At 63.2% G+C, this 23,391-nt stretch carries 20 protein-coding genes; 5 read left to right on the top strand and 15 right to left on the bottom strand.

Annotation, left to right across the window (positions count from 1 at the left end; all coding sequences use genetic code 11):
* Nucleotides 1-54: 54 nt before the first annotated feature.
* The 14 genes from alaS to acs form a co-directional block, all read right to left on the bottom strand.
* Nucleotides 55-2,679 carry an alanine--tRNA ligase gene (alaS, locus tag JKP78_RS21215; protein ID WP_200627542.1) on the bottom strand — a complete coding sequence of 875 codons (2,625 nt, stop codon included), beginning with the start codon at nt 2,677-2,679 and terminating at the stop codon, nt 55-57.
* Nucleotides 2,680-3,097: 418 nt separating this feature from the next.
* Nucleotides 3,098-4,105: a succinylglutamate desuccinylase gene (astE, locus tag JKP78_RS21210; RefSeq protein ID WP_170031213.1), complete on the bottom strand. Its 1,008-nt coding sequence runs from the start codon at nt 4,103-4,105 to the stop codon at nt 3,098-3,100.
* Between the two features lie 10 nt (nt 4,106-4,115).
* Nucleotides 4,116-4,406 carry a topoisomerase II gene (locus tag JKP78_RS21205; RefSeq protein WP_003254508.1) on the bottom strand — a complete coding sequence of 97 codons (291 nt, stop codon included), beginning with the start codon at nt 4,404-4,406 and terminating at the stop codon, nt 4,116-4,118.
* Nucleotides 4,407-4,420: 14 nt separating this feature from the next.
* A complete protein-coding gene (gene astB, locus JKP78_RS21200; protein WP_200627540.1) occupies nt 4,421-5,770 on the bottom strand; it encodes an N-succinylarginine dihydrolase in 1,350 nt (449 codons plus the stop codon).
* 23 nt (nt 5,771-5,793) lie between these two features.
* Nucleotides 5,794-7,257, bottom strand: a complete 1,464-nt coding sequence (gene astD / locus JKP78_RS21195) for a succinylglutamate-semialdehyde dehydrogenase (RefSeq protein ID WP_170031217.1) — start codon at nt 7,255-7,257, stop codon at nt 5,794-5,796.
* Entirely contained in the window at nt 7,258-8,286 is a 1,029-nt protein-coding gene (gene astA, locus JKP78_RS21190; protein ID WP_063912885.1) for an arginine N-succinyltransferase, read from the bottom strand.
* Between the two features lie 78 nt (nt 8,287-8,364).
* Nucleotides 8,365-9,384: an arginine/ornithine succinyltransferase subunit alpha gene (gene aruF, locus JKP78_RS21185; protein WP_186688634.1), complete on the bottom strand. Its 1,020-nt coding sequence runs from the start codon at nt 9,382-9,384 to the stop codon at nt 8,365-8,367.
* Nucleotides 9,385-9,516: 132 nt separating this feature from the next.
* A complete protein-coding gene (locus JKP78_RS21180) occupies nt 9,517-10,737 on the bottom strand; it encodes an aspartate aminotransferase family protein (RefSeq protein ID WP_200627538.1) in 1,221 nt (406 codons plus the stop codon).
* 387 nt (nt 10,738-11,124) lie between these two features.
* Nucleotides 11,125-12,105, bottom strand: a complete 981-nt coding sequence (gene argR, locus JKP78_RS21175) for a transcriptional regulator ArgR (protein WP_186688630.1) — start codon at nt 12,103-12,105, stop codon at nt 11,125-11,127.
* A gap of 98 nt (nt 12,106-12,203) precedes the next feature.
* Nucleotides 12,204-12,968, bottom strand: coding sequence for an ABC transporter ATP-binding protein (locus tag JKP78_RS21170; RefSeq protein WP_170031224.1), 765 nt, complete (start codon nt 12,966-12,968; stop codon nt 12,204-12,206).
* A 22-nt stretch (nt 12,969-12,990) separates the two neighbouring features.
* Entirely contained in the window at nt 12,991-13,689 is a 699-nt protein-coding gene (locus JKP78_RS21165) for an ABC transporter permease (protein ID WP_186688628.1), read from the bottom strand.
* Complete coding sequence (locus JKP78_RS21160; protein WP_012273568.1) at nt 13,686-14,375, bottom strand: ABC transporter permease; 690 nt, start codon at nt 14,373-14,375, stop codon at nt 13,686-13,688. The genes JKP78_RS21165 and JKP78_RS21160 overlap by 4 nt, the downstream gene beginning before the upstream one ends.
* A gap of 88 nt (nt 14,376-14,463) precedes the next feature.
* Nucleotides 14,464-15,249: an ABC transporter substrate-binding protein gene (locus JKP78_RS21155; protein WP_186688625.1), complete on the bottom strand. Its 786-nt coding sequence runs from the start codon at nt 15,247-15,249 to the stop codon at nt 14,464-14,466.
* Between the two features lie 621 nt (nt 15,250-15,870).
* Nucleotides 15,871-17,832 carry an acetate--CoA ligase gene (gene acs, locus JKP78_RS21150; protein WP_170031230.1) on the bottom strand — a complete coding sequence of 654 codons (1,962 nt, stop codon included), beginning with the start codon at nt 17,830-17,832 and terminating at the stop codon, nt 15,871-15,873.
* Nucleotides 17,833-18,229: 397 nt separating this feature from the next.
* Between acs and JKP78_RS21145 the strand changes: the two genes are divergently transcribed.
* Nucleotides 18,230-18,484 (top strand): DUF2790 domain-containing protein, encoded by a 255-nt coding sequence (locus JKP78_RS21145; RefSeq protein ID WP_170031232.1) that lies wholly within the window; start codon nt 18,230-18,232, stop codon nt 18,482-18,484.
* Between the two features lie 153 nt (nt 18,485-18,637).
* On the opposite strand, the gene JKP78_RS21140 is transcribed toward JKP78_RS21145, so the two are convergent.
* A complete protein-coding gene (locus JKP78_RS21140) occupies nt 18,638-20,197 on the bottom strand; it encodes a sigma-54-dependent transcriptional regulator (RefSeq protein ID WP_170031234.1) in 1,560 nt (519 codons plus the stop codon).
* A 256-nt stretch (nt 20,198-20,453) separates the two neighbouring features.
* On the opposite strand from JKP78_RS21140, the gene phhA reads away from it, so the two are divergent.
* The 4 genes from phhA (at nt 20,454) to JKP78_RS21125 (ending at nt 23,336) form a co-directional block, all read left to right on the top strand.
* Nucleotides 20,454-21,242 carry a phenylalanine 4-monooxygenase gene (gene phhA / locus JKP78_RS21135; RefSeq protein ID WP_186688623.1) on the top strand — a complete coding sequence of 263 codons (789 nt, stop codon included), beginning with the start codon at nt 20,454-20,456 and terminating at the stop codon, nt 21,240-21,242.
* Between the two features lie 39 nt (nt 21,243-21,281).
* A complete protein-coding gene (locus JKP78_RS21130; RefSeq protein WP_003254532.1) occupies nt 21,282-21,638 on the top strand; it encodes a 4a-hydroxytetrahydrobiopterin dehydratase in 357 nt (118 codons plus the stop codon).
* Nucleotides 21,639-21,929: 291 nt separating this feature from the next.
* Nucleotides 21,930-22,058: a hypothetical protein gene (locus JKP78_RS25245; protein ID WP_256098753.1), complete on the top strand. Its 129-nt coding sequence runs from the start codon at nt 21,930-21,932 to the stop codon at nt 22,056-22,058.
* A 90-nt stretch (nt 22,059-22,148) separates the two neighbouring features.
* The gene (locus tag JKP78_RS21125) at nt 22,149-23,336 is read left to right on the top strand and encodes an MFS transporter (RefSeq protein WP_200627536.1); all 1,188 of its coding nucleotides are present in this window, start codon (nt 22,149-22,151) and stop codon (nt 23,334-23,336) included.
* Nucleotides 23,337-23,391 lie beyond the last annotated feature (55 nt).

The raw sequence follows: 23,391 nt of genomic DNA, 5'->3' as shown, positions 1-23,391 counted from the left end.
CAAAAAACAATCCAACATGGGTCGGCCAGCGACTAGACCACTGGCCGACCCATCTCAAAGTCCCTGCTCTGCGAATGGCACGGCCAGCGCCAGGGCCTGGTCCAGTGCAGCGACGTCGACGCCACCACCCTGGGCCATGTCCGGACGGCCACCGCCCTTGCCACCCACCGCCGCAGCGGCTTGTTTCATCAGATCGCCAGCCTTGAGTTGGCTGGAGAGGTCCTTGGTCACACCGGCCACCAGCACGACCTTGCCCTCATGCTCGCTGCCCAGCAGGATCACTGCGTGGCCGAGCTTGTTCTTCAGTTGATCGACCAGCGCCAGCAAGGCCTTGCCGTCCTGCCCGTCCAGGCGGGCGGCGAGCACCTTGGCGCCCTTGACCTCAACGGCCGCGTTGGAGAGATCATCCCCGGCGGCGCTGGCGGCCTTGGCCTGCAGCTGTTCCAGCTGCTTCTCCAGCTGGCGGTTGCGCTCGAGCACAGCCGACAGCTTGTCGATCAGGTTGTCACGGTTGCCTTTCACCAGTAGCGCGGCTTCCTTGACCTGCTCTTCGGCAGCGTTCAGGTAGGCCAGCGCCGCTGCGCCGGTCACCGCTTCGATACGGCGCACGCCAGAGGCCACGCCGCCTTCGCTGATGATCTTGAACAGGCTGATGTCACCGGTGCGCTTGGCGTGGATGCCGCCGCACAGCTCCACCGAGAAATCGCCGCCCATGCTCAGCACACGCACGGTGTCGCCGTACTTCTCGCCGAACAGCGCCATGGCACCCTTGGCCTTGGCGGTTTCGATGTCGGTCAGCTCGGTTTCCACCGCAGTGTTCTTGCGCACTTCGCGGTTGACGATGTCTTCCAGGGCCTTGATCTGCTCCGGTTTCACCGCCTCGAAGTGGCTGAAGTCGAAACGCAGGCGCTGGCTGTCGACCAGCGAGCCCTTCTGCTGTACGTGCTCGCCCAGCACCTGGCGCAGCGCTTCATGCAGCAGGTGGGTGGCCGAGTGGTTCAGCGAGGTGGCGTGCTGCACCTCGGCATCGACCTTGGCCTCGACCGGCGAACCGATCAGCAGTGCACCGCTGGCGACCACGCCGTGGTGCAGGAAGGCGCCGCCAGTCTTGGTGGTGTCGCGCACGTCGAAACGTGCAGCGCCGGCCTGCAGGTAACCGGTGTCGCCCACCTGGCCGCCGGACTCGGCGTAGAACGGCGTGCGGTCGAGCACGACCACGCCCTGCTCGCCTTCACCCAGCTGGTCGACGGCCTGGCCGTCCTTGTACAAGGCGATGACCTTGCCCTGGCCTTCGGTAGCGTCGTAGCCGAGGAACTCGGTGGCGCTGTCGACCTTGACCAGGCTGTTGTAGTCCATGCCGAAGGCACTGGCCGAGCGGGCACGCTCACGCTGGGCGTCCATCTCGCGCTCGAAGCCGGCTTCGTCGATGGTCAGCTCGCGCTCGCGGGCGATGTCGGCAGTCAGGTCCATCGGGAAGCCATAGGTGTCGTACAGCTTGAACACCACGTCGCCCGGTACCACGTCGCCCTTCAACTGCGCCAGGTCCTGCTCGAGGATACGCAGGCCCTGCTCCAGGGTCTTGGCGAACTGCTCTTCTTCGGCCTTGAGCACGCGCTCGATGTGCGCTTGCTGGCTGTTCAGCTCCGGGAAGGCTGCGCCCATTTCGGCGACCAGCGCGGCCACGATCTGGTAGAAGAAGCTGCCCTTGGCACCCAGCTTGTTGCCGTGGCGGCAGGCGCGGCGAATGATGCGGCGCAGTACGTAGCCACGGCCTTCGTTGGACGGCAGCACGCCGTCGGCGATCAGGAAGCCGCACGAACGGATATGGTCGGCCACCACTTTCAGCGAAGCCTGGCCGTCATTGCTGCAGCCGATGGCCTTGGCCGCGGCGGCCAGCAGGTTCTGGAACAGGTCGATCTCGTAGTTCGAATGCACGTGCTGCAGCACGGCGCTGACACGCTCCAGGCCCATGCCGGTATCCACCGACGGCGCTGGCAGCGGGTGCAGCACGCCATCGGCGGTGCGGTTGAACTGCATGAAGACGTTGTTCCAGATCTCGATGTAGCGGTCGCCGTCTTCTTCCGGCGAGCCGGGTGGGCCGCCCCAGATGTCCGGGCCGTGGTCGTAGAAGATCTCGGTGCACGGGCCACACGGGCCGGTGTCGCCCATGGTCCAGAAGTTGTCGGAAGCGTACGGGGCGCCCTTGTTGTCGCCGATGCGCACCATACGCTCGGCAGGCACGCCGACTTCCTTGGTCCAGATGTCGTAGGCTTCGTCGTCAGTGGCGTAGACGGTGACCCAGAGCTTTTCCTTGGGCAGGTTCAGCCACTTTTCCGAAGTCAGGAAGGTCCACGCGAAGGTGATGGCGTCGCGCTTGAAATAGTCGCCGAAGCTGAAGTTGCCCAGCATCTCGAAGAAGGTATGGTGGCGCGCGGTGTAACCGACGTTTTCCAGGTCGTTGTGCTTGCCGCCGGCGCGCACGCACTTCTGGCTGCTGACAGCACGGGTGTAGGCACGCTTCTCCGCACCGAGGAAGCAGTCCTTGAACTGGTTCATGCCGGCATTGGTGAACAGCAAGGTCGGGTCGTTGTTCGGGATCAGCGAACTGGAGGCGACTCGGGTATGTCCCTGCTCTTCGAAGAAGCGAAGGAAGGCTTCACGGATTTCTGCGCTTTTCATAGGTTCTTCCACGGAAACGGCAGCCCTGTTGGGCAAACGCGTCGACGAAACGACGGCAAAGGGCCGCATTATATCGGTCCTGCGGTCTCGATGCAGTGTGTTTATACGATAGAAACCATCGTTTGGACGGTTTTTCGGGCTATGCAAACGAAAACGACATGGCCGGATGCTAAAGCCTGCCTTTCGCCACTGGCAAGCCAATTACCGCTCAGGGGGAGGGAAAATGGAACAGGCGGTGAATTAAAAGAGTTTCATGGGCTGCCATTGCGAGCAAAGGCCTGTGTAGGAGCGGCCTTGCGTCGCGATGGGGCGCGTAGCGCCCCCGGCAACATGGGCGGCCAGGCTGAAATTGCTGGGGCCGCTGCGCGCCCCATCGCGACGCAAGGCCGCTCCTACACCAAACCGTTGTCCATTAGCGCTAGCCGAGGCGCTGCCCTGAATCGGGCACGATCAGGATGCCGGCGCGCAAGCCGTTCCTGACCTTGGGGTTGGGGAAGATGATACGCGCCCCTTCCTCCTCGACCACCCAGCGCGTCTCCGCCAGGTCTTCGGCCAGCAGGTAACCCTTGCTCAGCTCGGAGAAGTTCTCGATGTCCGCCGGCAGGTGCAGGTGGAAACTGTCGCTGTGCTTGATGATCTCGCGGGAAACACTGAACAGCTGCAAGCCATCCAGCGAACCTTCGCCTTCCGGCTCGGTGTGCTCGATGATCTGGATCAGGCGCTGTTCCAGCCTGTCGAGGTTGACCAGCTCGTTCTGGCCGAACGGGCGGGCCTTGCCCAATTCCAGGGTAAAGGCTTCGGCTTCCAGTTGCTCATAGGTGAAGGCACTGAAGGTGATGGACGACTTGCTCTGCAGCAGCACCGCCTGCATGCCGGCTGCCGCCAGGCGTGCCAGCTCGCGGCGGGAATGCTTGCGTCCCTCCTTGTAGGGATACAAGGCGAACTGCTCGATCTTCGAGCCGCGAATGGCCGTATGCAGGTCGTAATGCAGGCGGCTGCGCCCCGGCTTGCTGAAAAACACCCGGGCGAACTGTTCCAGCTCCGCGGCACGCAAGGCCTCGAAGCCACTGGACAGCTCGTGGCGGCCGTTGAACAGGCGGTTGATGTCCTGCTCGATGAAGCGCTCACCCTTGCGGATCGCCGCAGGGTTACCGAACAGGAACAGCACCCGCGCCCGGGGAATGATCTTGCCATTGGCCACGCCGTGCAGCAGGCGCTCGAGCAACTCGATCGGCGCCGTTTCGTTGCCGTGGATACCGGCGGACAACAGCAAGTCGAGCCCGCAATCGTCGCTTTCGGCTGGGCGCACTTCCAGCGCGCCCTCCCCTAGCCAGCGCAAACGCACGCCCTTGGGGGTCACTTGGGTCTTCTCGGCCGGTTCGTGATCGGTGAGGGTCAGCTCAAGCAATTTGCCAAGGGCGAGCATAGGGACTTCCTTAGTGGTGGTGGCCGCAGTCGGGGCCATGGACGTGATCGTCGTCTTCGCCAAGCTCCGCCGGCTCCATTTCCAGTTGCAGGCTGACCAGGTTGGTGGCCATCGGCCGCAGCAACAGGTTGGCATACTCGGTGTCGTCTTCCTCGACATCCACGCCGATCAACAGCTGGCCACGGCCATCCTGCTGAATCCACACTTCCTTGCCTTGCCAGACCACGGCAAAGCGGGTGCAGGAAGTCTCCAGCTGGGTGCCGTCTTCATCTTCGAGGATCAGGCGCAGGGCGTCGGTCATTGCAAAGTCTCTCTTCAAGGTTGGCGTTGGAACGGATACACCGAGCCCAACTTCAGGATCTGGGTCAACTCATCCAGCGCCGTACGGCATTCCAGCAACAGCTGCGGGTCGGCCAGGTCCGCTTCGCCAAGGCGGTCGCGGTAGTGCTTGTCGACCCACTGCACCAGGGTGTCGTACAGCGGGGCGGTCATGATAACGCCTTGGTTGACCGCTGCCAGTTCCGTTTCCTGCAACGCCACGCGCAAACGCAGGCAAGCCGGGCCACCGCCGTTCTGCATGCTCTGCTTGAGGTCGAACACCTTGACCTCCTTCACCGGGCCGCCCTGGCTGGTCAGCTGGCCCAGGTAGGCCCAGACCCGCTCATTGTTGCGACACTCTTCCGGCACCACCAGCAGCATGGAACCGTCCTCGCGGCTGAGCAGCTGGCTGTTGAACAGGTAGGAACGCACCGCGTCCTCCACCGTCACCGCTGCGCGTGGCACGCAGATGGCCTGGAAGTTGCCACCCTTGCTGGCCAGTTTAGCTCGCAGCTGGCCAAGTACCGTGTCGGTCTGGAGGAAAGCATCTTCGTGGTAGAACAGCACTTCGCCGTTGCCCACCGAGATCACATCGTTGTGGAACACGCCCTGGTCGATCACGGCCGGGTTCTGTTGAGCGTAGACCACGCCATCGTCGCTCAGGCCATGCAGCCTGGCCACCGCCTGCGAAGCTTCCAGGGTTTGCCGGGCCGGGTATTTCTGCGGCGCCGGGTAGCGGCTGTCGAACGCACTGCGGCCATAGACGAAGAACTCCACGCCAGCCTCGCCGTAGCTACGGCAGAAGCGCGTGTGGTTGGCCGCGCCCTCGTCACCGAACTGGGCCACGGCTGGCAGCGCCGCATGGTGGGCAAAATGCCGCTCATCGTTGAACATGGCCCCGAGCACGCGGCTGGTGGTCGGGTGCTCGATGCTGCGGTGGTACTTGCAGTTGAGGTTGGCAGCGGTGAAGTGCACGCGGCCATCGGCCGTGTCGGCACTAGGGCTGACGGTGGCGGCGTTGGCCACCCACATGCTCGAGGCCGAGCAGCTGGCCACCAGTAATGGCATGGCTTCCCTGGCAGCGCGCTGGATCACTTCGGCATCGCTGCCGCTGAAGCCCAGGCGGCGCAGCGCCGCCACATCCGGGCGCTCCTGCGGCGCCAGTACGCCCTGCTTGAATCCCATGTCGGCCAGCGCTTTCATCTTCGCCAGGCCCTGGCGCGCGGCTTCGCGCGGGTTGGACCCTTGCTGGCTGTTGCTCTGCGAAGCCACGTTACCGTAGGACAGGCCGCCGTAATTGTGGGTAGGCCCCACCAGGCCATCAAAATTCACTTCATAGGATTTCATCGGCTAGGCTCCGAGACCTGTTGTTATAGGGTGACACCCGGCGTGAGGGTCGCCGGCAAGGCAAGGCTGGCGGTCTCCAGCGAGGCCACAGGGTAAGCGCAGTAGTCAGCGGCGTAGTAGGCGCTGGCGCGGTGGTTGCCACTGGCGCCGACACCACCGAACGGCGCGCTGCTGGCGGCGCCGGTCAGCTGTTTGTTCCAGTTGACGATGCCAGCGCGGCTGCGCAGCCAGAAATACTGGTAGCGGGCACGGGAGTCGGACAGCAAACCGGCAGCCAGGCCGTACTGGGTGTTGTTGGCCTCTTCGATGGCGGCATCGAAGTCGGCGTAGCGAATCACCTGCAGCAGCGGGCCGAAGAATTCTTCGTCCGGCCGCTCGCTGACGGCACTGACATCGAGGATGCCCGGGGTCAGCAGCGCGGCATCGGCCTGCGGCTGGGTCATTTCCAGCAGCTTCACGGCGCCCTTGGCAACCAGCTCGGCCTGGGCCGCCAGCAGCGCGCGCGCCGCCTGCAGCGAAATCACCGAACCCATGAACGGCGCCGGCTGTTGGTCGAACGCCCCCACCGTGATGGTCTTGCACACCTCGACCAGGCGCGCGATCAGCGCATCGCCCCAGCTGCCTTGTGGTACCAGCAGGCGACGGGCGCAGGTGCAGCGCTGGCCAGCGGAAATGAAGGCCGACTGGATGATGGTGTATACCGCAGCGTCGAGGTCCTTGACCTGGTCCACCAGCAGCGGGTTGTTGCCGCCCATCTCCAACGCCAGGATCTTGTCCGGGCGGCCGGCGAACTGCTGGTGCAGCAGGTTGCCAGTACGGCTGGAGCCAGTGAAGAACAGGCCGTCGATACCCGGGTTGGCGGCCAGCGCCACGCCAGTTTCACGCGCGCCCTGCACCAGGTTCAGCACACCCGCCGGCAGGCCGGCGGCAATCCAGCAGTTGACGGTCAGCTCGGCGACCTTGGGGGTCAGCTCGCTGGGCTTGAACACCACGCAGTTACCCGCCAGCAGGGCTGGCACGATATGGCCATTGGGCAGGTGGCCAGGGAAGTTGTACGGGCCGAACACCGCCACCACACCGTGGGGCTTGTGCCGCAGCACTGCCGTGGCATCGGCCAGCGGGCCACTCTTCTCGCCGGTGCGCTCGCGGTAGCTTTGCACCGAGATCGCCACCTTGTTGATCATGCTGGTGACTTCGGTGGCCGACTCCCACAGCGGCTTGCCGGTTTCCTCGCCGATGCACTGGGCCAGCGCTTCGGCATGCGTCCTGAGCTGCTCGGCAAACTTTTCCAGCACCTCGATACGCGCGTCCAGGCTCAGTTGCGCCCAGGCCGGGAATGCTTGACGGGCGGCCTGCACGGCGGCGTCTACCTGGCTGGCGTCAGCGCCCTGGCCTTGCCAGACGACAGACTGCGTTACCGGGTTGAGCGACTGCAGGGTTTCACCCTGGCCGGCCTGCCAGTTGCCGGCGATGTAATGCGTGGTCATTTATTTGGCCTCCCGGCTTGCCGACAGCGGCACCGCGCGCACATTGTCGCCAGCACCCATGCGCAGGCGCTTGGCCGTCAGGGGGTCGACCACCAGGGTACCGGCAGCCAACCGCGCAGGTGCAGCCGTGATGCGGCAGTCGTCGCGCTTGCGGTTGTGAATGATGTAAGGCGTGGCGTCATCGCCCGGCGTGCCCACGGCCAGCACCAGGGTCTGGCTTTCGCGCACGGCGCGGATCTTGTCGGTATCGCACTCGATGGCAGGGCCAGCGTCGAAAATGTCGACGTAGCCCTGGTAGTTGAAACCTTCCTGCTTGAGCATGGCCAGCGCCGGCTCGGTGTCCTTGTGCACGCGGCCGATCACGTTGCGGGCCGCCTCGGACAGGAAGCAGGTGTACAGCGGGAACTTGGGCATCAGCTCGGCGATGAACGACTTGTTGCCCACGCCGGTGAGGTAGTCGGCCTGGCTGAACTCCATCTTGAAGAAGTGCCGGCCCAGGCTTTCCCAGAACGGTGAACGCCCCTGCTCATCGGACATGCCGCGCATTTCGGCGATGATCTTCTTGCCGAACAGCTCGGGGAACTCGGCCATGAACAGCATGCGCGCCCGCGACAGCAGGCGGCCATTGAGGCCCGAGCGGTAGTCGCTGCGCAGGAACAGCGAGCACAGCTCGGAGTTGCCGGTCAGGTCGTTGGCCAGGAACAGGGTGGGGATTTCGCGGTAGATCTTCAGCTCCTGCGAGGCGCTGACGGTCAGCCCGACCCGGTAGTTGTACCAGGGTTCGCGCAGGCCGACGGCACCGGCAATGGCACTGATGCCCACCACCAGGCCTTCGTCGTTTTCCAGCACGAACAGGTAGTCGGTGTCGGCGCGCTCGGCTTCGCCACGGAAGCTTTTTTCCGCCCAGCCAACCCGATGCCCCAGGCGCTCTTCGTTGGCCGGCAGCGTGGTCAGCCCGGTGGTGCCGGTGCTGCGTGCCAATTCGATCAACGCAGGCAAATCGCTGCTGCGTACAGGACGAACGATCATGCTATCTCCTTGTGCGACGGCGGCGGCCGGCGCGAAACTCTGCTAACGCATCAATCCGCAAACGTCTGTTGCCAGACCTCAGACCGCGACCAGGCGCACGCTGGCGCCCTCGCCCACCCCCAGCGCATCGGCGGCCGCCAGGCTCAGGCTGACCGGCTTGCCGGGCACCCAGTCCAGGTCCAGCAGCACTGCGCGGTAGTCCTGCAGCAGGCCGTTGCACACCAGGTACGGGCGCCCGCCTTTGACCGGGGCGTCCTCGAGCTTCACCGGCACTACCCGGCTGTGGGCGATCGAACGGATGCCCGAAGTACGCGCATGCAGGGTTGGGCCGCCATCGAAGATGTCGATGTAGTGCTCGGTTTCGAAGCCTTCGCGCATGAGAATGTCGAAGGTGATCTGCGCCCGCGGATGCACCTGGCCCATCGCCTCCTGCGCCAGGTCAGGCAGCAGCGGCACGTAGATCGGGTAGTGCGGCATCAGCTCGGCGAGGAAGGTACGGCTCTTCAGGCCGCACAGGCGCTCGGCGTCGGCGTAGTTGAGGTCGAAGAAGTTGCGACCGATGGCATCCCAGAACGGTGATTCACCCTGCTCGTCGCTGTAGCCGACGATCTCGGTCACCACCGAATCGGCGAAACGCTCCGGGTGCGAAGCCATGAACAACAGGCGACCACGCGAATTGAGCTCGGCCCAACCACTGTTCACCAGCTCCGGCAGTACATAGAAGCTGGTCAGCAGGCTGTTGCCGGTCAGGTCGTGGCACAGCGACAGCACGTGGATCTTGTTGTGGATCTTCAGCTCGCGCGAGGCGTGCACGAAGGTTTCGTTACGAAAGCTGTAGAACGGCTCGGAGTAGCCGGCCGAAGCGACGATAGCCGAGCAGCCTGCCAGCTTGCCGGTTTCGCTGTCTTCAAGGACGAAGAAGTAGCTTTCCTCGCCGTTGAAGCTGACCTCGGCGGCGAAGGAAGTCTCGGAAGCGGCGATCTTGTCGCCCAGGCGAGCAGCGTCGTCCGGCAGCGAGGTGACACCAATGGGGCTGTCTGCAGCCATGCGCTGCACTTCGTTCAGATCAGCCATTTGCGCGGGGCGCATCACCAGCATGGTGTCACTCCTTTGGAATACGGGCCGCTCACGGCGGCACGAAAAAACGGCAGGTGCACCGGCACCTGCACGGGAATCGGGTATCGCCGGCCAGCACGCAGCGCGGGAGCCGGCGAAGGGACCTCAGGCCGTTCAGGCCTGGGTCAGGGTGGCCACGGCGCGCTCGAAGCGATCCAGGCCTTCATCGATATCGGCGTCTTCAACCACCAGGCTTGGGGCAAAGCGGACCACATCCGGGCCGGCCTGCAGCACCATCACGCCTTCTTTCTCGGCGGCGTTGAGCACATCCTTGGCCTTGCCTTTCCAGGCGTCGGCGAGCACGCAGCCCAGCAGCAGGCCAACGCCACGCACCTGGGTGAACAGCTGGTACTTCTGGCCGATCTGCTCCAGGCGCACCTTGAAACGCTCGTGCTTGGCCTTGATGCCAGCCAGGGTTTCCGGGGTGTTGACCACGTCCAGCACTGCGCAGGCGACGGCGCAGCCCAGCGGGTTGCCGCCATAGGTGGTGCCGTGGGTGCCGACGGCCAGGTGCTTGGCCAGCTCGGTGGTGGTCAGCATGGCGCCGATCGGGAAGCCGCCGCCCAGGCTCTTGGCGCTGGTCAGGATATCCGGGGTCACACCGTAGTGCTGGTAGGCATACAGCGAACCGGTACGGCCCACGCCAGTCTGCACTTCGTCGAAGATCAGCAGGGCATTGTGCTCGTCACACAGTTTGCGCGCGCCTTCCAGGTAGGCCTTGTCGGCCGGCACTACGCCACTCTCGCCCTGGATTGGCTCGATCACCACGGCGCAGGTCTTGTCGGAAATCTGTGCCTTCAGCGCTTCCAGGTCGTTGTAGGGCACATGGCTGATACCGGTGATCTTCGGGCCGAAGCCGTCGGAATACTTCGGCTGGCCACCGACGCTGACGGTAAACAGGGTACGGCCGTGGAAGCTGTTCACGGTGGCAATGATTTCGTGCTTTTCCGGGCCGAAGCGGTCATGGGCAACGCGCCGGGCCAGCTTGAAGGCGGCCTCGTTGGCCTCGGCGCCGGAGTTGCAGAAGAACGCCCGGTCGGCAAAGGTGGCATCCACCAGCTTGTGAGCCAGGCGCAGGGCCGGCTCGTTGGTGAATACGTTGGATACGTGCCAGAGGGTGTTGGCCTGCTCGGTCAGGGCCTTGACCAGTGCCGGGTGGCAGTGGCCCAGGGCGTTGACCGCGATGCCACCGGCAAAGTCGATAAGCTCGCGACCCGACTGGTCCCAGACGCGGGAGCCCTCGCCTCGCACAGGAATGAAGGCCGCCGGGGAATAGTTGGGGACCATGACCTGGTCGAAATCGGCACGTTGCACCGGGGCTTGCTCAACGGACATCTGAGTCTCCTGATGAGGAACGCTGGCCTGGAAGTGGCGAGCGATGGGGGGATTGTAAGGACTGATCCGCGCCTGTCCTTGCGGCCAAGCGACAACTTGTTACAGCGCAAAACCCTGTTTGCACAAGGTTTTCGGCAATGCGACAAACACTGTCGCAATCGCGCAGTGTACGGGAGAGAGGGGGCTGGGTGAACGGGTGTACACATATAGAAGCGTGGTTGCCTGTACCGGCCGATTCGCGGGCACGCCCGCTCCCACCTGGACCGCACAGGCTTCAAACATCGCGGGTGAACCCGCTCCCACAGGACCTGTGCAAGATTCGAACGTTGTGCGGCCACTGTGGGAGCGGCTTCAGCCGCGAAAGTGCCGGCACAGGGTAAGGAAATATCAGCCTTTTTCGGCAGGCGCCGAACTCAGTTCGAACGGGCTGCTGCTACGCCGCTGGTTGCGATCCTCCCGCGGCGTTGCGCCAAAGAAGTTGCGGTAGGCACTGGAAAAATGCGGCCCCGAAGAGAAACCGCAGGACAGCCCGATCTGGATGATCGACTTGCTGGTCTGCATCAGCATCTGCCGCGCCTTGTTCAGCCGCAGCTCCAGGTAGTACTGGCTCGGCACGCGGTTGAGGTACTGCTTGAAGATGCGCTCCAGCTGCCGGCGTGACACGCACACATGCTGGGCAATTTCGTCGGTGGTCAGCGGCTCTTCGATATTCGCTTCCATCAGCAGCACTGCCTGGGTCAGCTTGGGGTGGCTGGAGCCAAGGCGATTCTGCAACGGAATGCGCTGGCGCTCTCCCCCTTCGCGGATGCGTTCGACCACCAACTCCTCCGACACCGCCCCGGCCAGTTCCGCACCATGATCTCGCGCCAGCACCGCCAGCAGCAGGTCGGTCACTGCCATGCCACCACAGGCGGTCAGGCGGTCGCGGTCCCAGTCGAACAGGTGGCTGGTGGCGATGACCTTGGGGAAACGCTCGGCAAAATCATCCTGCCAACGCCAATGCACCGCCGCCCGATAACCGTCGAGCAGGCCCAGCATCGCCAGGGGATAGACCCCGGCCGACAGCCCGCCGATCATGCAGCCGCTGCGCGCCAGCTGCTTGAGCGCCGCCACCAGGGGGCCCGCCACCGCCGCCGGCGGCTCGTCAGCCAGCAGGAACAGCTTCTGGCAACCGTCAAGGCGGCCATTCCACGGCTCGCCCGGCAGGCGCCAACTGCCCTCCTGCGCCGGCTCCGCCTGCAGGAACAGCAGCTCGTAGACCACCTCCGGGTGCACCCGCTGCGCCACCTGCAACACTTCCTCGGCCAGCGCCAGGGTCAAGGGCCTGGTATTGGGCCAGATGAGAAAACCGATTCGCTGGGTGGTCATAGGGTGCGGTCCGAAACCTGAGGTCGTTCGAGTCTGTGCGCCGGGTCAGGCTGCGCTCGCCGCGCAGCATGCCCTATTATGGTGCAGAAATGCAGCTTTTACTTCAGGCTCCCGGAGAGGAACTGCTTGAGGCGCTCCGACTGCGGATTGGCCAGCACCTGGCGCGGGCAACCGGTTTCTTCGACCAGCCCCTTGTGCAGGAACACCAGCTGGTTCGACACCTCGCGGGCAAAGCCCATTTCGTGGGTTACCACGACCATGGTCCGGCCTTCCTGGGCCAGGGCCTGCATGACCTTGAGCACATCGCCCACCAGCTCCGGGTCCAGCGCCGAAGTCGGCTCATCGAACAGCATCACTTCCGGCTCCATCGCCAGCGCCCGGGCAATGGCCACCCGCTGCTGCTCGCCGCCGGACATGTGCCCGGGGAAGGCGTCCTTGCGGTGCGCCACACCGACCTTGGCCAGGTAGTGCTCGGCCTTTTCCAGGGCTTCCTTGCGGCTCACCCCGAGCACATGCACCGGCGCTTCGATGATGTTCTCCAGCGCGGTCATGTGCGACCACAGGTTGAAATGCTGGAACACCATCGACAGGCGCGAGCGCATGCGCTGCAACTGACGCGGGTCGGCGGCCTTGAGCGCACCGTCCTTGCCCGGCACCAGCTTGAGTTCTTCATTATTGAGCAGGATCTTGCCGGCGTGCGGCTGCTCCAGCAGGTTGATGCAGCGCAGGAAGGTCGACTTGCCCGAACCGCTGGAGCCGATGATGCTGATGACATCGCCTGCCTTGGCCGACAGGGACACGCCCTTGAGCACTTCATGGCTGCCGTAGCGCTTGTGCAGGTCTTGGACTTCGAGTTTGTACATGCTGTCGATTCTCACAAAGCGGTCAGTGCTTGCGCGGCGCCAGGTAGCCGAGCCAGCGGCGTTCGGCCATCTTGAACAGGCGCACCAGGATGAAGGTCAGGCACAGGTAGAACACGCCCGCCGTGATATAGGCCTCGAAAGGCAGGTAGTACTGGGCATTGACCGTGCGCGCAGCACCGGTGATGTCGATCAGGGTGACGATCGACGCCAGGCTGGTGGTCTGCAGCATCATGATCACTTCGTTGCTGTACTGCGGCAGCGCCCGGCGCAGGGCCGACGGCAGCAGGATGCGCCGGTACATCTTCATGCGCGACATGCCCACGGCCTTGGCCGCCTCGATCTCGCCATGCGGCGTGGCCTTGAGGCTGCCGGCGATGATCTCGGCAGTGTAGGCGCTGGTGTTGATGCCGAACGCCAAGCAGGCACAGAACGTGGCGCTGGACAACAGCGGCCACAGGACGCTTTCGCGCACCGCCTCGAACTGCGCCAGGCCGTAGTAGATCAGGAACAGCTGCACCAGCATCGGCGTGCCGCGGATCACATAGGTGTAGAGCCAGGCCACCAGGTTGATTGCCGGCTGCTTGGACACCCGCATCAGGCCCAGCGGAATGGCCGCCAGCAGGCCGAAGAACAGCGAAATGGCCAGCAGCTTGAGCGTGGTCAGCAGGCCGCCGAAGTACATCGGCAACGCCTCCCAGACGACGTTGTAGTCGAAGATCATAGTTCAGCCACCTTGACGCCCACCGAATAGCGGCGCTCGAGATACTTCAGGGCCAGCAGCGAGACACTGGTCAGTACCAGGTACAGGGCCGCCACCGCGAGGAAGAAGGTGAAAGGCTCGCGGGTGGCATCGGCCGCCTGCTTGGCCTTGAACATCATGTCCTGCAAGCCGACCACCGAGATCAGCGCGGTGGCCTTGGTCAGCACCAGCCAGTTGTTGGTGAAACCTGGAATAGCCAGGCGAATCATCTGTGGCACCTGGATGCGGAAGAACACCTGGCGATTGCTCATGCCATAGGCCACGCCCGCTTCGGCCTGCCCCTTGGGAATGCCCAGGAACGCGCCACGGAAGGTTTCCGACAGGTACGCGCCAAAGATGAAGCCCAGGGTACCGATACCCGCGATCAGCGGATTCAGGTCGATGTAGTCTTCATAGCCCAACAGCGGCGCCACCCGGTTGATGATGTCCTGCCCGCCGTAGAAGATCAGCAGGATCAGGACCAGGTCCGGAATGCCACGGATCACCGTGGAATACAGATCGCCCAGCCAGGCCAGCCAGCGCACCGGCGACAAGCGCAGCGCCACACCGATCAGGCCGAGCACGATGGCCAGGGCCATCGACGACAGGGCGAGCTGCAGCGTCAGCCACGCCCCGTCGAGGATGACTGCCCCGTAGCCTTTCAACATGATGAGGTCCTCGACCTAGAGAATGAAAAATGGTGCAAACCTCAGAGTTTCTGCTGTTTGCACCATTGCACAGGTGAAACCCGACGTCTTAGTTCGAGTCTGGACCGTAGATATCGAAGTTGAAGTACTTCTTCTCGATTTCTTTGTACTTGCCATTGGCGCGGATGGCGTCGATGGCCTTGTTGATGCGCTCGCGGTTGGCGTCGTCACCCTTGCGCACGGCAATGCCGATGCCGTCACCGAAATACTTGGCGTCGGTAAAGGACGGGCCGACGAAGGCAAAACCTTTGCCAGCGTCGGTCTTCAGGAAGCCGTCTTCCAGCAGGGTGGCGTCAGCCACGGTACCATCGAGGCGACCGGCTGCCACGTCCAGGTAGATTTCGTTCTGGGTGCCGTAAGGCACCACGGTGGCACCCTTGGCGCCGAGCACTTCCTTGGCGAAGCGGTCGTGGATCGAACCGCGCTGCACGCCGATCTTCTTGCCCTTGAGTTCATCCAGGCTGTCGCTGACGGTGGTACCTTCCTTCATCACCAGGCGCGCCGGGGTCAGGTAGTAGCGCTTGGTGAAGTCGACCGATTTCTTGCGGTCGTCAGTGATCGACATGGACGACAGGATGGCGTCGATCTTGCGCACCTTCAGCGCCGGGATCAGGCCGTCGAATTCCTGCTCGACCCAGGTGCACTTGGCTTTCATCTCTTCGCACAGCGCGTTGCCGATGTCGTAGTCGAAACCGGCGATGCTGCCATCAGGTTGCTTGAAGGCAAAGGGTGGGTAGGCGGCCTCGATACCGATTTTCAACGGTTTTTCATCGGCCTGCGATACCAGGGAAAACACGGACAGCGCCAGGGCGCCAAGCAGTGCGAGCTTCTTCATCAGGTAACTCCATCGGTACGGGGCAATACAAGGCAGGTAACGGCTGCCCGATATGCGAATGGGTACAACGCGAGCCGCGCAGGGTATCGACCAAGGTCGCAGACCACGAGCGTGTGAGTGGCATTCTAGCGACAGCCCGGTAGTCGATATTTCTTCAAAGCGACAACTACTTACAGAAGCGCCTGAAACCGCTGCGGGCGATGTTGACAGCCAGTGCAAAATATGCAAAAGCGCAAGAAATAGAACCTATAGACCTAGCAATTCCCGGGCCTATTATTGGCAAAGCCTTGTAGTACGGCAAGTGTAGCGTGTTGCGCGGGGAAAAATGCCGGCGAAATGCACCGAAACGAAGCGGAATTGTTTCCTGGCGCCCCGATGCCGTGCGCCAACGGTGACAGAACAGTTACCGATGAATGTCGGGTAACAGTAAAGCAAAAACCCCGCCGGTTGCCCGGGCGGGGTTCTTGCTGCAGGCGCGCGCCCCTGCAGGAGCGGCCTGCGTCGCGATGGGGCGCGAAGCGGCCCCAGGATTTCAGCTTCGCAGCCTCAATTGCCGGGGCCGCTTCGCGCCCCATCGCGACGCAAGGCCGCTCCTACAAGGGATCGCGTACAGGCCCATTATCAGGCCGAAGCCAGGCTCATCGCCTTGTGGGTATCGATCAGGTGCTGCACCACCCCCGGGTCGGCCAGGGTCGAGATGTCACCCAGCGCGCCGTATTCGCCCGTGGCAATCTTGCGCAGGATGCGGCGCATGATCTTGCCCGAACGGGTCTTCGGTAGCCCCGGCGCCCACTGGATCACATCCGGCGAGGCGATCGGGCCGATTTCCTTGCGCACCCAGTTCTTCAGCTCCAGGCGCAACTGCTCGCTGGGCTCGATGCCGGCATTGAGGGTGACATACACATAGATGCCCTGCCCCTTGATGTCATGCGGCACGCCCACCACCGCCGCCTCGGCCACTTTCGAATGCGCCACCATGGCGCTTTCGATCTCGGCAGTGCCCATGCGGTGACCGGACACGTTGAGCACGTCATCCACGCGGCCGGTGATCCAGTAGTAGCCATCTTCGTCGCGGCGCGCGCCGTCGCCGGTGAAGTACATGCCACGGAAGGTCTTGAAATAGGTGTCGACGAAGCGGTCGTGGTCGCCATACAGCGAACGCGATTGCCCCGGCCAGGAATCGAGGATCACCAGGTTACCTTCGGCGGCACCTTCGATCAGGTTGCCCAGATTGTCCACCAGGGCCGGCACCACGCCGAAGAACGGACGGGTGGCCGAACCCGGCTTGAGGCCAGTGGCACCTGGCAGCGGGCTGATCAGGATGCCGCCGGTTTCGGTCTGCCACCAGGTATCGACGATCGGGCAACGTTCCTTGCCCACGGCCTTGTAGTACCAGTTCCAGGCTTCGGGGTTGATCGGCTCGCCCACCGAGCCCAGCAGACGTAGGCTGGAGCCGTCGGCCCCGGCCACCGCGGCCTCGCCTTCGGCCATCATTGCGCGGATGGCAGTTGGTGCGGTGTAGAGGATGTTGACCTTGTGCTTGTCGATGATCTTCGACACGCGGGTGATGTCCGGGTAGTTCGGCACGCCTTCGAACAGCAGCGTGGTGGCGCCGTTGGCCAGCGGGCCGTAGACGATGTAGCTGTGGCCGGTGACCCAGCCGACGTCGGCGGTGCACCAGTACACCTCGCCCGGGCGGTAGTCGAACACGCGCTCATGGGTCAGCGCGGCGTATACCAGGTAACCGCCGGTGGTGTGCAGCACGCCCTTCGGCTTGCCGGTGGAGCCAGAGGTGTAAAGGATGAACAGCGCTTCCTCGGCGCCCATCTCCTTCGGTGCGCAGTGGCTGGAAGCCACTTTCATCAGGTCTTCGTACCAGATGTCGCGGTGCTGGTGCCAGGCAATCTCGCCACCGGTGCGCTTGCACACGATGATCTTCTGCACGCTGTTGGTTTCCGGGTTGGTCAGTGCCAGGTCGACGTTGGCCTTGAGCGGGGTACGGCGGCCGCCGCGCACGCCTTCGTCGGCGGTGATGACCACCTTGGACTTGCAGTCGATGATCCGCCCGGCCAGCGCTTCGGGGGAGAAGCCACCGAACACCACCGAGTGGATCGCACCGATACGGGCACAGGCCAGCATGGCGACCACGGCCTCGGGGATCATCGGCATATAGATGGTGACCACGTCACCGCGGTGCACATCCTGGCCACGCAGGGCGTTGGCAAACTTGCAGACCTGCTCGTGCAGTTCGCGGTAGGTGATGTTGCGGTGCTCGGAAGGATCGTCGCCCTCCCAGATGATGGCCAGCTGGTCGCCGCGCTCTTCGAGGTGGCGATCCAGGCAGTTGGAGGAAACGTTCAGAGTGCCGTCGGCGAACCATTTGATATCGACATGGTGGTCGTCGAAGGAGGTCTGCTTGACCTTGGTGAACGGCTTGATCCAGTCGATACGCTGGGCCTGCTCGCGCCAGAAGCCGTCCGGGTTGATCACCGACTGCTGGTACATGGCCTTGTAGGTGGCCTCGTCGGTCAGCGTGGTGGCCGCAACCTCGGGACGAACGGGATACAGTGGAGCCGCACTCATCTGTGTTACCTCGGTGTAATAGTTGTTTTTGTATGGGACCGTTTGTAACTGTACCAGAGCGACAAAAGCCATTCGACGTTGGTAGTAATTTGGTACGCCCGTACAGCACGGACGCTCTAGCATGGGCTTTACAGCCGTGACGAAGCGACTATTGGCGGGTTGCCCAGACGATTGTTACAGATTCTGCCAAAACACTTTATCAAAAGCCCCACTGTTTCAGCCTTGGCGACAACCCTAAAATTCATCTCGCCAGCAACGGCAAGGCGATTAACAACTGGTAACAGCCCCCACGAAGGCAAGCGTTAATCCCCGTCTTATCCCGATAGTTAAACCAGCAATACTCGCGGCGCCAAAAGCGCCGCGCGCCCCCTCACGACCTTAGACAGGTAAATAGAAAATGAAAGCTTTACTGGTATTGGTACTTGGCAGTCTTTGCGGCGCGGCGATGGCCGGCGAAGGCAAAGATGCCGAGCAGATTCCGGTTGAACAGTACAACTACGCGCAGCACCTGGACATTGCCCGCGTCATTTCCATGAGCGAAGTGCCCAATGTATGCGAAGTGGTGCCAGCCCGCATGACCTATGAAGACTCCAAGGGCCAGAAGCACATTCTCGAATACCGCGTGATGGGGAACGGCTGCTCGAACGGCTGATACCTTGTGAATTGGGGGCCCTGCGGGCCCCATTCGCGACCCAAGGCCGCTCCTACAGGTACCGCGCAATGTTTGAAGCCTGCGCAGTACTTGTAGGAGCGGCCTTGTGTCGCGAAAGGACTGCGCAGCAGTCCCGCCTTTTATAAAGCCTGATTAATCTGCAGACTTGCCAAGCGAGTAATCCCTCAACTTGTTGGCAATGGTCGTATGCGAAACACCCAGTCTTTTACCTAAAGCCCGACTACTCGGGAATTCCCCCATCAAACTTTCCAGCACCGCCTTCTCAAAGCGCCCGACAATCTGCGAAAGATCCCCGTCCAGCGAAAACTCACCCAACGGTTGCCGCGCGCCATAATCCGGCAAGCGAATATGTTCGCTCTTGACCACGCCGCCATCGCATAACGAAACCGCCTGGAACAATACGTTTTCCAGTTGCCTTACATTGCCCGGCCAATGGTACTGGGCAAGTTTGTCCATCGCCGCCGGCGCCAGGCGCGGCATGGCACAACCGATCTGCCGGCTGGCCTGGTCGAGAAAGTGCTGCACCAGCCCTTCCAGGCCGTCCATGCATTCGCGCAACGGCGGAATGTGCAGCGACAACACATTGAGCCGGTGGTACAGGTCCTGGCGGAACTCGCCACGCGCGCACAATTCGGACAAATCCACCTGGGTCGCGCAGATCACCCGCACGTCCAGGTACACCTCTTCATCACTGCCTACGCGGCGGAAGCAGCCGTCCTGGAGAAAGCGCAGCAACTTCACCTGCAGGCGCGGGCTCATCTCCCCTACCCCATCAAGGAACAGCGTGCCACCGGCGGTCAGCTCCAGCAGCCCCAGCTTACCCTCGGCCCGCGCACCTTCGAAGGCCCCGGGGCCGTAACCGAACAGCTCGGTCTCGGCCATCGACTCGGGCAAGCCGGCGCAGTTCAGCGCCATCAGCGGCGACTGCCCGCGCGGGCTGGCCAGGTGGCAGGCACGCGCCAGCAACTCCTTGCCGGTGCCTGTCTCACCCTCGATCAGCAAGGGCGCATCCAGTGGTGCCATGCGCCGCGCCTCGCGGACCACGGCAGCCATGACCCGCGAACTCTGGAAGATGCTGTCGAAACCGCGCAGCTCCTGCTTGCGCACATTGTAGATACGCTCGCCGATGCGGTCGGCGCGGTGCAGGGTCAGCACTGCACCGGCCAGCGCCTCGCTGTCGTCGTGCTCGGACTGCAGCGGCGCGATATCGGCCAGGAACACATCGCCCTTGACCTTGATACGCAGGCCGTTGATGCGCGATTTGTTGGCGCGCACCAGCTCCGGCAGGTCGAAGTCTTCGACATAGCGCGCCAGCGGCATGCCCGGCACCTCGTCCACCCGCACACCCAGCAACTGGGCTGCCGCGCGGTTGGCGGCGACGATGCTGCCGCCCATGTCGATCGACAGCACCGGGAAGTCCAACGCGCCCAGCAGCGCGTTCAGCTCCATGTGGCGACGTTCGCTGGGCATCAACCCCACGCGCTTGACGCCGAACACCCCGGCGATGGCCTCGAACTTGGGCCGCAGCGCCTGGAACTGCAAATTGATCAGGTTGGGGCAATGCAGGTAGATGGCGTTGCCATGGTCACCGCCCACCTCGCCGCGCAGCACGTTGATGCCGTACTCCACCAGCAGGTTGAGGATGTCGCGCAGGATGCCAATACGGTTCTGGCAATGCACTTTGATACGCATGAGGGCTCTCGAAGCGCCGAGGTTTTTCACTACAGCGCAGAAAAGTCGTAAAGATAAGCTGACAAAAACCGCCTAGGCATCAGCCAGATGCCTCGGATTTTCCGACACCTGCTGGGTTTTGTAAAATATTCGTTACGAAAACGCCGCAAGAAGCCCATCCCGCCTATCTCCTACCCCCGTGCAAAGCAGCCGGCGAAGGGATATTCCTTAGGCATGTCCTGCACATAACAAGAAAAGCCCTCACCAGGAGAGCCACATGAAACAGACGCAATACGTGGCACGCGAGCCCGATGCGCACGGTTTTATCGACTACCCGCAGCAAGAGCATGCGGTATGGAACACCCTGATCACCCGCCAGCTGAAAGTGATCGAAGGCCGCGCCTGCCAGGAATACCTGGACGGCATCGACCAGCTCAAGCTGCCGCATGACCGGATTCCGCAACTGGGCGAGATCAACAAGGTGCTGGGCGCCACCACGGGTTGGCAGGTTGCCCGGGTGCCGGCACTGATCCCCTTCCAGACCTTCTTCGAGCTGCTCGCCAGCAAGCGCTTCCCGGTCGCCACGTTCATCCGCACCCCGGAAGAGCTGGACTACCTGCAAGAGCCCGACATCTTCCACGAGATCTTCGGCCACTGCCCGCTGCTGACCAACCCCTGGTTCGCCGAATTCACCCATACCTACGGCAAGCTCGGCCTGGCCGCGACCAAGGAGCAGCGCGTGTACCTGGCGCGCCTGTACTGGATGACCATCGAGTTCGGCCTCATCGAAACCGCCCAAGGCCGCAAAATCTATGGTGGCGGCATCCTCTCGTCGCCGAAAGAAACCGTCTACAGTCTGTCTGCCGAGCCGGAGCACCAGCCCTTCGACCCGATCGAAGCCATGCGCACCCCGTACCGCATCGACATCCTGCAGCCGCTGTATTTCGTGCTGCCGAACATGAAGTGCCTGTTCGACCTGGCCCACGAAGACATCATGGGCATGGTTCATCAAGCCATGCAGTTGGGCCTGCACGCACCGAAGTTTCCACCCAAGGTCGCCGCCTGAGCGACCTTGCCGATAACAACTCGAACCGGAAAACACCACATGAATGCCTTGAACCAAGCCCATTGCGAAGCCTGCCGCGCCGACGCCCCGAAAGTCACTGACGAGGAGCTGGCCGAGCTGATTCGCGAGATCCCGGACTGGAACATCGAAGTACGCGATGGCCACATGGAACTGGAACGCGTCTTCCTGTTCAAGAACTTCAAGCACGCCTTGGCGTTCACCAATGCCGTGGGCGAAATCGCCGAAGCCGAAGGCCACCACCCGGGCCTGCTGACCGAGTGGGGCAAGGTCACCGTGACCTGGTGGAGCCACTCGATCAAGGGCCTGCACCGCAACGACTTCATCATGTGCGCGCGCACTGACAAGGTGGCGGAGACGGCTGAAGGCCGCAAGTAACCGCTTGGGAATCGGGGCCGCTTCGCGCCCCTTCGCGGGCGTGCCCGCTCCCACAGGGACCGCGATAACCAAGGATTTACGCGGTCCCTGTGGGAGCGGGCACGCCCGCGAAGGGGCGCGAAGCGGCCCCAGTTTTTGCAGGGAAAATGTCCGCTGTTCGCCCGCAAAACCGACCGGCGACCGGCAAAAAAACCAAACTGTCATCCAGACTTGTGTATCCTGCCCCAGCTTTGCGAAGCTTCAAACGCGCCTGGCGCAGACTTTTCACTCACACTTGCGAGGAACGACGAGATGCATGAAATCCCGAATCTTCCCTTCCCAAGCCTGAACCCAGAAGAGCCAACCGTAACCGTTCATGCCGAACCGGCAGCTGCCGTCGAGCAGGATGGTGACGATCAATCCAGCGCTGACCAGGACTAACCGCGCATCCCCGACTGTGTGAAAACGGCTGACCTGCGGGCTACCCCCGTCATCACGTTTTCACACCGTCCAGAACCCACGTAGGCCCCCATGCCCGACTCACCGCGCCCCCTTGCGGTCACCCTGCAAGTCGTCTCCATCGTCCTCTTCACCTTCATCGGCTACCTGAACATCGGCATCCTTCTGGCCGTATTGCCCGGCTATGTGCACAACGACCTGGGCTTCGGCGCCGTGGTCGCCGGCCTGGTGATCAGCGTGCAATACCTGGCCACCCTGCTCAGCCGCCCCACGGCCAGCCGCATCATCGACAACCATGGCAGCAAGAAAGCAGTCCTGTATGGCCTGGCCGGGTGCGGCCTCAGCGGGGTGTTCATGCTGGCCTGTGCCGTCCTCACCCACCTGCCCTGGCTGAGCCTGGCCAGCCTGCTGGCCGGCCGCCTGGTACTGGGCAGCGCCGAAAGCCTGGTGGGTTCGGGGTCGATCGGCTGGGGGATCGGCCGGGTCGGTGCCGAACACACCGCCAAGGTCATCTCCTGGAACGGCATCGCCAGCTACGGCGCGCTGGCCATCGGCGCCCCGCTGGGCGTGCTGATGGTCAAAGGCCTGGGGCTGTGGAGCATGGGTGCGAGCATCATCCTGCTGTGCGCGCTCGGCCTGCTGCTGGCCTGGCCCCGGCAGGCGGCGCCGATCGTCAGCGGCGTGCGCCTGCCGTTCCTGCGGGTGCTGGGCAAGGTGTTCCCACACGGTTCGGGGCTGGCCCTGGGCTCGATCGGCTTCGGCACCATCGCCACCTTCATCACCCTGTACTACGCCAGCCGCGGCTGGGCCAATGCAGCGCTGACCCTGAGCCTGTTCGGCGCCAGCTTCATCAGCGCACGGCTGCTGTTCGGCAACCTGATCAACCGGATTGGCGGGTTCCGCGTGGCGATCGCCTGCCTGTCGGTGGAAACGTTCGGGCTGCTGATGCTGTGGCTGGCGCCGAGTGCCGAACTGGCGCTGGCAGGCGCCGCACTGAGCGGGTTCGGCTTCTCGCTGGTGTTCCCGGCGCTGGGGGTAGAGGCGGTGAACCAGGTGACAGCGGCCAACCGCGGGGCTGCGGTCGGGGCCTATTCGCTGTTCATCGACTTGTCGCTGGGGGTGACCGGGCCGCTGGTGGGCGCGGTGGCGGCGGGGTTCGGCTTTGCTTCGATGTTTCTGTTTGCAGCGGCAGCGGCGGCTTGCGGGTTGCTGTTGAGCCTGTATCTGTACAGGCAGGTGCGGCGTCAGCGGGGTCTCTAACAACAGGGGTGCTTTGCACCCCTTTCGCGACACCAGGCCGCTCCTACAGGTACCG

It is taken from the genome of Pseudomonas sp. LAM2023 (assembly GCF_016620375.1).
Taxonomy (GTDB): Bacteria; Pseudomonadota; Gammaproteobacteria; order Pseudomonadales; family Pseudomonadaceae; genus Aquipseudomonas; species Aquipseudomonas anuradhapurensis.
Note: the sequence above shows the minus strand (reverse complement) of the source record. Positions and strands in the feature narration are given on the sequence as shown.